Raw genomic sequence first — 11,961 nt, forward strand, 5'->3', positions numbered from 1 at the left:
GGCTTTGATGACGTTATATTTTTTTATTTCATTCACTGTTAATTCTATCCTTTTCATATCTCTAGTTTATCATTTTGGGACATTTTGTCATTCGATTACTTTAAGACATTATCACATTCGATTGATAATTTGACTTCTTTCTTTATCACTTAAGTGTTTATAGTGTCGTTTTGTGGTATAATGTACTTCGGACATGAAAATCTTCCTATCTATTTGGTTTGGCAACTTTAGTATAGCTGATTTTCATGTTTTTTTGTTTATTTTTATTTGTTGCACTTCATTTTACAACACGGGGCGTAAAATTATACGGACAAATAGAGGTGGTAAGGATTGACAAAACAAGTTAATCCTTGTATAATGCAGTATGTTGCTTTAGGAGTGATAAGATGAAATGGTCAATTAAACAAATTGAAGAATTAAAAGGATTACCACTACAATTTTCAGAAGATGTTAACATTAAATCATCACTATTGGAGCGAGAATCTGAAATTATTGATGTATCTGATGTGAAGATAAATGGAACGTTACTATATGACAATCATAGTATTATAGCAATGTTTGAAATGAATGTAACGTTAACTCTACCGTCTTCACGTACATTAACCCCAGTTGAAGTCCCTTTGGATATTCATGTTTTTGAACGATATGTAGAATCTGATTATTTAGCTGTTTATGCTAGAGAAAATCAAAATGAAGTGATTATTCCTTTAGGTAATCATCATATTGAGTTAAAAGAATCTATTATTGATAATATTTTACTGAATTTACCTATTCAAGTACTTTCAGAAGATGAAAAACAGAATATAGCAGATTTGCCTAAAGGAAACGGCTGGACACTTTATACTGAAGATGCGTATAATAAGCAGAAAGAAAAAGAAGCAAAAGAAACGGTTGATCCACGTTTAGCAGGTTTAAAAGCCTTATTAAATCAAGAAGATAAATCGTAAGTCTTTAGTTTCATATCAGTAACGCTATATTAGGAGGTGTAAAACATGGCAGTACCAAAAAGAAGAACATCAAAAGCTAGAAAAGCAAAACGTCGTACACACTTTAAATTAGAAGTTCCCGGCATGATCGCATGTCCTGAATGCGGAGAATTGAAAAAAAGTCATCATGTTTGTCCATCATGCGGCAAATATGACGGAAAAGAAGTTGTATCAGTTGGTTAAGAAGCAAAGTAACCTTTTTGTAGGTTACTTTTTTTGTGTATTGGAATCAAAGCGCGCGATGAAATGTGTACAATAATTTGTGTTGTCGAACAAAAAAATGACCAATACGATTGTGTTCATAAAAATAACTCTGTTTTTGCATAAATATTGTGGACGAATCCTTTCAATAAAAGGCAAAAATAGGGATAGATAAAAAGTTAGCAATAAACTTAAATGACTTTGAATGAGGGAACTCTACATTTTGATTTAAAGTTATTTTTTATAATAACTTTTTGTCTAGCCTTTATTTTTATGTTTGTTATCTATTTTTTGTGGATATAGATACAAATTAAAATACCAATCAGAATATTTAGCGAAAAAGACAATGTATATATGAGCAAATAGAGTAGTGGTGCTAAATATTATTTATATAAGTTCTCTTTTTTTTTATATAAAACATTCAGAAAAATAAGGCGTTAATTTATGATGGAGTTGATTATACAATTTTGAGAGAAAATATGTAAAATTGCCAACAGTATTGTATTGAAAATACGTTGAAAAATTCGTCTATAAAGCTAAATAGAATGGGGGAAATTTTTTATGGGAGGCACTATACAGTTATAAAGACTGTATTTAAGAAAGTGATTATTCCAAGCATATCATAAAAAACTTGACAAAAAAATGAACCTCACTTATACTTTGAATATCGAATCTTTTGAAATTCAAAACATTTGATTAGCAAGAAAAGGAGCTAGTAATTAGATATAGTCTAATTCGTATGATGTAAGCTATGGGTGTAAAAATTATAGCAACAGGTGCGTATGTACCATCATATCGTGTGTCTAATACAGATTTAGAATGTTTGTTAGATACTACTGATGAATGGATTCAGCAAAGGACAGGGATAATTTCACGTCATATCAGTCAAGGTGAAAATACGTCAGATTTAGGGTATTATGCAGCTAAAATGGCGATAGAACAAGCAAACATTGATGTGGCGAAAATTGATTTTATTATCGTTGCCACTATGAGTGCAGATTACAATACACCTAGCACTGCTTGTTTAATTCAGGAAAAACTAGATGCAAACAATGCTTTTGCATGTGATATTAATGCTGCATGTAGTGGGTTTGTTTATGCTTTGCATATAGCTAGAAGCTTAATGGACTATTCAACAAATGGCTACGGTTTAGTCATTGGAAGCGAGGTGATGTCTAAACTGTTAAACTGGAATGATCGTTCAACGGCAATTTTGTTTGGAGATGGAGCAGGTTGTGTCCTGTTAGAAAAATCTGTTAAGAGCAACTTATTATCTCATGTGCTGCATAGTGATGGAGAAAAAGGACTGTCTTTGTGTGCAGTGGAAAATCCTGTATGTAATCCATTTGTGGATAATGAAAAAGAGGTATTACCATTTTTAAGAATGAATGGACGAGATATTTTTAATTTTTCAACACGGCAAATACCAACACTTATATTAGAAACGGTAGAAAAAGCAGAATGTACATTAGATGATATAGATTATTTTTTAATTCATCAAGCAAACTTAAGAATTATTGAATTGGTTGCTAAGAAACTAGATGTGCCTTTGGATAAATTTCCAACAAATGTAGAACATTATGGCAATACGTCCTCAGCCAGTATTCCTATTTTACTAGATGAATTGATACAACAAAGGAAAATAGTATTAAATGGAGAATGCACCATTTTAATGGCTGGATTTGGTGGAGGACTAACATGGGGAGCATTACTAATACGTATATAAAATCATAAATGATGTGGAGGAAAAAAGATGACAACATTTGAAAAAATTCAAGAAATTATTGCAGAACAATTAGATAAAGAAAAAGAAGAAATTACATTGGACACAAACATTAAAGAAGATTTAGAAGCAGACAGCTTAGACTTGTTCCAAGTTATTAATGATATAGAAGATGCATTTGAAATTTCTATTGACACGGAAGAAACTGTTGATACAGTTGCTGATTTAGTGAAGTATGTTGATTCACAAATAAAATAAAATTATATCACAAATTGTTTCTCCGTATAGTATTACGGAGAAGTTTTTTAGAAAATATTTTGAATATCAAAGTAAATACGGAGATGACTATGTGTGAAAAAAATATTTGTAAACTTTTAAATATAAAATACCCTATTTTTCAAGGTGCTATGGCTTGGGTGGCAGATGCTAGTCTAGCAAGTGCTGTGTCAAATGCTGGTGGATTAGGCATTATTGGTACAGGACATGATTCATCAGATATTGTTGCGTTAAAAATTAAAGAAGTTCAAGAAAAAACCAATAAGCCATTTGGTGTGAATATTATGCTGCTTAATCCTCATGTTGATGAGGTTGTTGATGTTATTTGTCAAATGAATGTAAAAGTTGTGACAACTGGTGCAGGTAGTCCAGGTAAGTATATGGCAAAATTTAAAGCACATGGGATTACAGTCATTCCAGTTGTGGCTTCAGTCGCACTAGCTAAGAAAATGGCTAAAGATGGGGCAGATGCTATTATTATTGAAGGTATGGAAGCAGGAGGACATATTGGAAAATTGACAACTATGGCTTTACTGCCTCAAGTTGTTGATGCAGTAGATATTCCAGTAATTGCTGCAGGTGGGATTGGAGATGGGCGTGGAATGGCTGCTGCTTATGCCTTAGGTGCATCAGGTGTACAAGTAGGAACACGTTTTGTAGTGGCTAAAGAATCTAATGCTCATCCTAATTTTAAACAAGCTATTTTAAAGGCAAAGGATATTGATACTGTTATTACTGGACAAATTACTGGGCATCCTGTTCGGGTATTAAGAAATAAATTAACACAAACTTATTTACACATTGAACGGCAAGAAACTGGCAAAGAAAACCCCGATTTGTCAAAACTTGATGCATTAGGGAAAGGTGCATTACGTAGAGCAGTTGTTGAGGGAGATACGAAACATGGTTCAATGATGGCAGGACAAATTGCAGGATTAATTCATAAAGAAGAAACATGTCAAGAAATTATTGAAAGCTACATTAGAGAATGTCAACATGTGTGTCAGCAGCAGTATCAATTATGGGGGAATTATTTATGACAATAGCTTTCTTATTTAGTGGTCAAGGTTCTCAATTTGAGGGAATGGGTACTGATTTAGCACAAGAATATCCTGAAGTATCAGCAATTTATAAACAAGCCGAACATATTTTAGGGTACAATCTTTTGACGTTATCAAAAGAGCAATTAGATCAAACACGTTATACTCAAGTAGCTATTTATACGTTGAGTTGTGCTATTGAGAATATATTAAAAAAAGAGCATATCTTTCCTAGCGTAGTAGCAGGGCTTAGTTTAGGTGAATATAGTGCATTAGTTTGTGCGGAGAGTTTAGATTTTGAACAAGGTTTACGTCTTTTAGAACAGCGAGCATTATTTATGGAGGAAGCATGTAGAGAGTGCCAAGCAGGAATGTTGGCTATTTTAAATGACAATAAAGAGCTTATACAACAGTTGTGTCATGATGTACGTAAACAAGGACATGCAGTATTTCCAGCAAATTATAATGCACCATCTCAAATTGTTGTTGCCGGAGAGCAACAAGGTATTCAATTACTACAAATATTATTAGTAGAGCATGGTATCAAACGAGTTATCCCTTTAGCAGTAAGTGGAGCATTTCATACGCCATTAATGCAATCAGCAGCAATAAAACTAAATCCTGTGTTACAGTCTGTGGATTTTAAAAAGCCTAAATATCAAGTTATTGGAAATACGTATGCAAAACCGATAGCCTATGAAAACTTGGTAGAAATTTTGACTAAACAAATTGTTGAACCTGTTCAATTTGAACAATCTATTAAAGAGATGATACGCTTAGGGGCAAACCTATTCATTGAAATAGGACCTAAACAAGTATTATCACAATTTGTCAAGAAAATAGATAAAGGACTTGAGGTTTACGCTGTGGATAATGTAAGCCGTTTACAATCGGTTATTCAAACATTAAGGAGAAATAAGTTATGACATTAAAAGATAAAGTAATATTTATTAGTGGAAGTTCAAGAGGAATTGGTTTAGGGATTGCACGTATATTTGCACAAAATGGAGCACATGTTGTATTGAATGGGCGGAAAGAAATTGCTAGTGACATTATTCAAGAACTTGAAAATTACGGTGTGAAAGTTCGGGTATTGTTGGGTGATGTGAGTTCTTTTGAAGAAACAAAGCGTATGATTGCAACGATTAAAGATGAGTTTGGACGTTTAGATATATTGGTTAATAATGCAGGAATTACACGAGATCAATTATTACTGAGAATGAGTGAAGAAGATTTTGATGATGTGTATGCGATTAATTTAAAAGGAACATTTAATTTAACAAAACATGCCATAGCATTGATGTTAAAACAAAAAAGTGGAACTATTATTAATATAACGAGTGTTGTTGGTCTTGCAGGAAATGCTGGACAAGTTAATTATGCTTCAAGTAAAGCTGGTATTATAGGGTTAACAAAAGCAACAGCTAAAGAAGTTGCTGCACGAGGGATTACATGTAATGCAATCGCTCCTGGATATATTAAAACAGAAATGACACAACAGTTATCAGAAAAAACAAAAGAGAGCATTATTCAAAGTATTCCGGCAAGATCTATTGGAACAGTTGATGATATTGCACAGGCTGCACTTTATTTAGCACAAGCAAAGTATGTGACTGGACAAGTATTGTCGGTTAACGGTGGAATGTACATGTAAGATAAATAAGGGAGTATTTATCAGCACGTGAATATAGGGAATACATTCATACATAATGAATATGCTCATAATAAAAAGGAGTTTAGTATGACAAACAGAGTAGTGATTACAGGACTAGGTGCGATTACACCTATTGGAAATTCGGTTAATGAATATTGGGAAAATTTAATACAAGGTAAACATGGTATTGCACCAATTACAAAATTTGATGCCAGTGAAACAGGTATAACATTAGCTGCGGAAGTAAAAGGATTTGATCCTAGTTTAACTATGGATCGTAAAGAATATAAACGAATGGATTTGTTTTCTCAATATGCTATTGCTGCAAGTATAGAAGCCTTAAAAGATGCACAGTTGTATCCGCTTGATGATAAAGCAAATACACGTCGTGTTGGTGTGATGATTAGTGCAGGTATTGGGGGATTAAATGATATTGAATCCGGTGTGATTAAAATGCATGAAAAAGGAGCTAAACGTGTTCCTCCATTATTTGTGCCACTAACAATTGGCAATATGGCAGCAGGTAATGTTTCTATGAAAGTCGGTGCTAAAGGCGTTTCATTAGATATTGTTACAGCTTGTGCATCGTCAAGTAATGCGATTGGTGAAGCGTTTAGAAATATTAAGCATGGGTATTCAGACATTATTATTGCAGGAGGGGCTGAGGGAACAATTTGTCAGATTGGTATAGCTGGATTTGCAAGTTTAACGGCTCTTTCTACAGCAACGAATCCAAATAGGGCATCTATTCCATTTGATAAAGAACGTGACGGCTTTGTCATGGGAGAAGGAGCTGGTGTTGTTATTTTAGAAAGTTTAGAGCATGCATTAAAGAGAAATGCACCAATTTATGCAGAAATCGTAGGATACGGCAGTAATTCAGATGCTTATCACATGACAGCTCCAACTCCTGATGGAAGTGGTGCAGGAGAAGCTATTTTATTAGCATTACAAGAAGCAAATATTTCACCTAAAGATATTGATTATATTAATGCACACGGAACAAGTACACCGACAAATGATACGGCAGAAACCAAAGCGATTAAATATGCATTTAAAGAGCATGCGTATCATGTTGCTATTTCTAGTACAAAAAGTATGACTGGACATTTATTAGGTGGTGCGGGAGGAATTGAGGCGATTGCGACAATAAAAGCCTTGGAAAAAGGAATATTGCCACCGACTGCCAATTTACATCAAATTGATGACACATGTGATTTAGATTATATTCCTAATATTGCTAGACAAGTCAATGCTAAATATGCATTAAGCCATTCTTTAGGATTTGGTGGGCATAATGCCATATTGTGCTTTAAAAAATGGGAGGATTAACAGATGACTATTGATAATCTTCATGAGTTAATGACATTAATTAATCAAACAGACTTTCAATTTGTTGATTTACAAATGGAAAATATAAAACTGACTATCTCTAAGAGAAAAGTGCCAGATTATATGCCTATAGCAGATAATAATAACTTAAAAAATGAAAATCATATCGTTGAGTCTACTGATATGTATGTGCAAGAGGTTAATGATACGCTTTCTCATGTGGAAACTAAACACGAAGAAAATAAGGATTTAGTTGATATTGTGAGTCCTCTTGTAGGTATTGCATATTTATCGCCTAGTCCAAAGGCAGAACCTTTTGTAAAAGTTGGTGATTATATTCAAAAAGGGCAAGTGGTTTGTATTATTGAAGCAATGAAAATTATGAATGAAATTAAGAGTGATAGTGAAGGGATTGTGGAGAAAATCTTAATTGATAATGAATCAGTTGTGGAATATTCACAAGTATTATTTAAAGTGAAGGAGAGAAGATAATGGCAGTTTTAAGTGCACAAGAAGTTATGGAAATTATTCCAAATAGATTTCCAATTTTTTTTATTGATAGAGTAGATGAATTAATTCCAGGAGAGCATGTTGTGTGTACTAAAAATGTGACTATTAATGAACACATTTTTCAAGGACATTTTCCAGGGGAACCTGTATTACCCGGAGTTTTTATTGTAGAGGCATTAGCACAAGCAGGATCAATTCCTCTATTACAATTAGAAGCATTCAAAGGGAAAACGGCTTATTTAGGTGGGTTAAATAAAGTGAAATTTCGTCAAAAAGTGGTTCCAGGAGATGTATTAAAATTACAAGTGGATATTGTTAAATTAAAATCACATGCAGGTATTGGCTACGGACAAGCATTTGTAGGGGATAAAAAAGTATGTGAAGTTGAAATGACATTTATTATAGGTAGTTAATATGTTTAAAAAAATATTGATTGCAAATCGTGGCGAAATTGCTGTACGTATTATTCGTGCATGTCAAGAAATGGGAATAAAAACAGTTGCTATTTATTCAACAGCGGATAAAGATGCACTTCATGTGTTGTTAGCAGACGAAGCTATTTGCATTGGACAAGCTAGAGCAAATGAATCGTATTTGAATAAATTTACGATATTAAGTGCGGCTATTTCAACAGGGGCGTGTGCTATACATGCAGGATTTGGTTTTTTATCAGAAAATGCAGAGTTTGCTAAAATGTGTGATGAGCATGGCATAACATTTATTGGGCCTCACTATTCTATTATTGAGCGTATGGGAAATAAATCAAATGCTAGACAAGCAATGATTGAAGCAAAAGTTCCTGTTATTCCTGGCAGTTCGGTACTCTATACTGAAGAAGAGGCAATTCAATGGGCTGAGAAATTAGGTTATCCAATCATTTTAAAAGCCGTATCAGGTGGCGGTGGAAAAGGTATGCGAAAAGTAGAGTGCAAAAACGATATGAGTTCTGCTTTTAAAATGGTACAAGCAGAAGCAAAGGCATCCTTTGATGATGAGCGTATATACATGGAGAAGATTATTACATCTGCTCGTCATATTGAATTTCAAATTTTAGCTGATCAACACGGAAATGTTATTCATTTAGGAGAGAGAGATTGCTCATTACAAAGAAATCATCAAAAAGTGATTGAGGAAGCTCCTTCTGTGTATTTAGATGATAATCTTAGATGTGAGATGGGAAAAATTGCCGTTCAAGCAGCTAAATATGTTGGGTATCAAAACGCCGGAACAATCGAGTTTTTAGTTGATAAAAATAAACAATTTTATTTTATGGAAATGAATACACGAATTCAAGTAGAGCATCCCATAACAGAAATGATTGTTGGACTTGATTTAATTAAGTGGCAAATAAAAATTGCAAATAATGATATATTGGATATAAAACAAGATGATATTTCTTTAAATGGGCATGCTATAGAGTGCCGAATTAATGCAGAAGATCCTAAAAAACAGTTTGCACCTAGTACAGGTAAGATATCATTTGCTCATTTTCCAAGCGGGTATGGCGTGCGTATAGAAAGTGCTGTGTATAATGGGTACACGATTCCTCCTTTCTATGATTCTATGATAGCTAAATTAATTGTACATGCTCCAACTAGACAAGAAGCATTTATGAAAATGAAAAGAGCATTAAATGAATTAACTATTACAGGTATACAAAGCAATATTCATTTTCAAGAACAATTAATACGTGATTCAGCTATTCAAAAAGGGGAGTACACAACAGATTATTTACACCACTCTTTTTTACCCCGCTATTTTGAAGATAGAAAAGAATAAGGAGTGTTGATATGGGTTTATTTAGAAAAAAAGCGTATATTAAAATGCCTACACCTAAACAAATTAGGCAAAGACAGCAAACAATACCTGACGGGTTATGGGAAAAATGTCCAAATTGTCATCAAATTATTTATTTACCTGAGATGTCAAAAGAAAAAATATGTCCTGCTTGCCAGTATCATTTTAGATTAAGTGCCAATGAACGCTTAAATCAAATTATAGATACATGCTCATATACGCCTTTGGCAACACATGTCCCATTCAGTGACCCTCTAAATTTTCCCGGATACATGCAAAAAGTTCAAACATTAAAACAAACTTGTGATAGTGATGAAGCAGTGAGTGTTGGAATAGCTAAAATTGGACAACACACAGTTGCTATTGGTGTTATGGATACACATTTTATTATGGGAAGTATGGGATATACTGTAGGAGAACGTATTACACGCTTATTTGAGGAAGCAATTGTGCAACATCTTCCTGTCATACTTTTTTGTGCATCAGGAGGTGCTCGTATGCAAGAAGGGATACAATCCTTAATGCAGATGGCAAAAGTGAGTAATGCTATTGCCAATCACTCTAAACAAGGTTTATTATACATATCCATTTTAACAGATCCAACAACTGGTGGCGTAACTGCTAGTTTTGCTATGCAAGCAGATATTATTTTAGCTGAACCAGGAGCTACTGTGGGATTTGCTGGGAAACGTGTTATTGAGCAGACGATAAAACAAACTGTTCCAGATGATTTTCAATCGGCTGAAACGGTTCAGAAAAATGGTTTTATTGATTGTATTGTTAATCGAAAAAGGATGAAAGACACCCTTATACAGTTATTAAATCTTCACCAAAAACATGAGGAGATGAATTAAAATGAAAAACGCAAGTGAAATTGTAGCATTAGCAAGAAATCAATCTAAAATGACAACTCGTGATTGGATACATGCTTTGTGCACCAATTTTATTGAATGTAAAGGGGATCGTTGTTTTGGAGATGATTTAGCCATTCTTGGTGGAATAGCACAATTTAACCAAAGAGCAGTAACAGTTATAGGAACACAAAAAGGTACAGACTTGAAAAGTAATTTGGAATGTCATTTTGGTTCTCCGCTTCCTGAGGGGTATCGAAAGTCTTATCGACTAATGGAGCAAGCAGAAAAGTTTCAACGTCCAATTTTAACATTTATCAATACTGCTGGAGCAAATTGTAGTATTGAATCAGAAAGTCGAGGTATTGGAGAAGCAATAGCTCAAAATTTATTATTAATGAGCCAATTAAGTGTCCCTATTATTTCCGTCATTATTGGCGAAGGTGGGAGTGGTGGTGCCTTAGCCTTAGCTTTAGCCAATAAAGTGTATATGTTAGAGCATAGTATGTATGCGATATTATCCCCAGAGGGATTTGCCTCTATTTTATGGAAAGATGCTACTCTTGCACATCAAGCAGCAGAGTTAATGCAATTAACTCCAGATGAATTATTAAACAAGCATATTATTGACGGTATTTTTCGAGAAACATTAGGGGATAAGCGAAAAAAAGTGAAATCACAACAAGAGATTGTTCATTCTGTAAAGGAACAAATTCAAGCAGACTTAATGATATTTGATAAGATGACTAGACATGATATTATACAGCAAAGGCAAAAAAGATTCAGATTATTTTAATGCTTTTACTATAGTTTTTCGTTTTGTAATACGACAAAATGTACTATGTTAGATTGAAAAATATAGATTATCTAAATTGCAACAAAACTTGATTATATAGGCTTTACCAATGGTATAAATATGTTATAATGGAATGGAAAAACATATAGAAGGAGAAAATCGTGACAGAATCATACGATGTAATTAATGAATATTTAGTAAATGTCTTTAATAAGATTATGGATATTGAAGAAACTGCTTTAAAAATAAGTAGATTTTCAGATCTTTCCATTAAAGAAATGCATACTATTGAGGCAATTGGTATTGCTAATCCATTAAGCTCAACAGAAATAGCCAAAAAATTAAATATTACAGTAGGCACATTGACTGTAGCAGTAAATAATTTGGTAAGAAAAGGCTATGTTGAACGTTTGCGTTTAGATGATGATAGACGTGTTGTACGTTTAAAATTAACTAAAGAGGGAAAACTATTGTATCGTATTCATGCTAAATTCCATAGACTAATGGTTATTGAGACATTGAAAGGTATGGATGAAGCAGAAGTAAGAATTTTAGTCAAAGGATTAAAAAATCTACATACATTTTTATTTGAAAAACAAGAAGAACAAAGAAAATTATTAGAAGAATGAAAAAGGTTTATATCAAATAGGGCTGATAGCTAGACAAATAGGGTGTACAATAAATCGTGTTGGTGAACAAAAAAGTTCGCCAACACGATTATTTTTTTATAGAAAAAAGTGAAGCAAACCAGTAAACTATAAGTTGAGAGAAAATAGTAAAGAGGTGCTTCACATG

At 33.4% G+C, this 11,961-nt stretch carries 14 protein-coding genes; all 14 read left to right on the forward strand.

Annotation, left to right across the window (positions count from 1 at the left end):
* The first annotated feature begins 386 nt into the window (after nt 1-386).
* The 14 genes from E4T68_RS07210 (at nt 387) to E4T68_RS07275 (ending at nt 11,795) form a co-directional block, all read left to right on the forward strand.
* On the forward strand, nt 387-947 hold the full coding sequence (locus tag E4T68_RS07210; protein WP_135125550.1) for a DUF177 domain-containing protein: 561 nt from the start codon (nt 387-389) through the stop codon (nt 945-947).
* A 45-nt stretch (nt 948-992) separates the two neighbouring features.
* Entirely contained in the window at nt 993-1,169 is a 177-nt protein-coding gene (rpmF, locus tag E4T68_RS07215; protein WP_135125552.1) for a 50S ribosomal protein L32, read from the forward strand.
* 769 nt (nt 1,170-1,938) lie between these two features.
* Entirely contained in the window at nt 1,939-2,913 is a 975-nt protein-coding gene (locus E4T68_RS07220; RefSeq protein ID WP_135125554.1) for a beta-ketoacyl-ACP synthase III, read from the forward strand.
* A gap of 27 nt (nt 2,914-2,940) precedes the next feature.
* Nucleotides 2,941-3,168 carry an acyl carrier protein gene (locus E4T68_RS07225; RefSeq protein WP_135125556.1) on the forward strand — a complete coding sequence of 76 codons (228 nt, stop codon included), beginning with the start codon at nt 2,941-2,943 and terminating at the stop codon, nt 3,166-3,168.
* 65 nt (nt 3,169-3,233) lie between these two features.
* Nucleotides 3,234-4,226 carry an enoyl-[acyl-carrier-protein] reductase FabK gene (gene fabK / locus E4T68_RS07230; RefSeq protein ID WP_256359888.1) on the forward strand — a complete coding sequence of 331 codons (993 nt, stop codon included), beginning with the start codon at nt 3,234-3,236 and terminating at the stop codon, nt 4,224-4,226.
* Nucleotides 4,175-5,152 carry an ACP S-malonyltransferase gene (gene fabD, locus E4T68_RS07235; protein ID WP_135125560.1) on the forward strand — a complete coding sequence of 326 codons (978 nt, stop codon included), beginning with the start codon at nt 4,175-4,177 and terminating at the stop codon, nt 5,150-5,152. The genes fabK and fabD overlap by 52 nt, the downstream gene beginning before the upstream one ends.
* Nucleotides 5,149-5,880 (forward strand): 3-oxoacyl-[acyl-carrier-protein] reductase, encoded by a 732-nt coding sequence (fabG, locus tag E4T68_RS07240; RefSeq protein ID WP_135125562.1) that lies wholly within the window; start codon nt 5,149-5,151, stop codon nt 5,878-5,880. Before fabD ends, fabG begins: the two co-directional genes overlap by 4 nt.
* An 87-nt stretch (nt 5,881-5,967) precedes the next feature.
* The gene (fabF, locus tag E4T68_RS07245) at nt 5,968-7,212 is read left to right on the forward strand and encodes a beta-ketoacyl-ACP synthase II (RefSeq protein ID WP_135125564.1); all 1,245 of its coding nucleotides are present in this window, start codon (nt 5,968-5,970) and stop codon (nt 7,210-7,212) included.
* A 3-nt stretch (nt 7,213-7,215) separates the two neighbouring features.
* Nucleotides 7,216-7,704 carry an acetyl-CoA carboxylase biotin carboxyl carrier protein gene (accB, locus tag E4T68_RS07250; RefSeq protein WP_135125566.1) on the forward strand — a complete coding sequence of 163 codons (489 nt, stop codon included), beginning with the start codon at nt 7,216-7,218 and terminating at the stop codon, nt 7,702-7,704.
* Complete coding sequence (gene fabZ / locus E4T68_RS07255; protein ID WP_135125568.1) at nt 7,704-8,135, forward strand: 3-hydroxyacyl-ACP dehydratase FabZ; 432 nt, start codon at nt 7,704-7,706, stop codon at nt 8,133-8,135. The genes accB and fabZ overlap by 1 nt, the downstream gene beginning before the upstream one ends.
* A gap of 1 nt (nt 8,136) precedes the next feature.
* Complete coding sequence (gene accC / locus E4T68_RS07260; protein WP_135125570.1) at nt 8,137-9,501, forward strand: acetyl-CoA carboxylase biotin carboxylase subunit; 1,365 nt, start codon at nt 8,137-8,139, stop codon at nt 9,499-9,501.
* An 11-nt stretch (nt 9,502-9,512) separates the two neighbouring features.
* The gene (gene accD, locus E4T68_RS07265; protein WP_135125572.1) at nt 9,513-10,373 is read left to right on the forward strand and encodes an acetyl-CoA carboxylase, carboxyltransferase subunit beta; all 861 of its coding nucleotides are present in this window, start codon (nt 9,513-9,515) and stop codon (nt 10,371-10,373) included.
* A complete protein-coding gene (accA, locus tag E4T68_RS07270; protein WP_194185105.1) occupies nt 10,369-11,166 on the forward strand; it encodes a carboxyltransferase subunit alpha in 798 nt (265 codons plus the stop codon). The genes accD and accA overlap by 5 nt, the downstream gene beginning before the upstream one ends.
* A 161-nt stretch (nt 11,167-11,327) precedes the next feature.
* Nucleotides 11,328-11,795 carry a MarR family winged helix-turn-helix transcriptional regulator gene (locus E4T68_RS07275; RefSeq protein WP_245175690.1) on the forward strand — a complete coding sequence of 156 codons (468 nt, stop codon included), beginning with the start codon at nt 11,328-11,330 and terminating at the stop codon, nt 11,793-11,795.
* The last annotated feature ends 166 nt before the right edge of the window (nt 11,796-11,961 follow it).

The organism is Granulicatella sp. WM01 (assembly GCF_004570605.1).
Classification (GTDB): Bacteria; Bacillota; Bacilli; order Lactobacillales; family Aerococcaceae; genus WM01.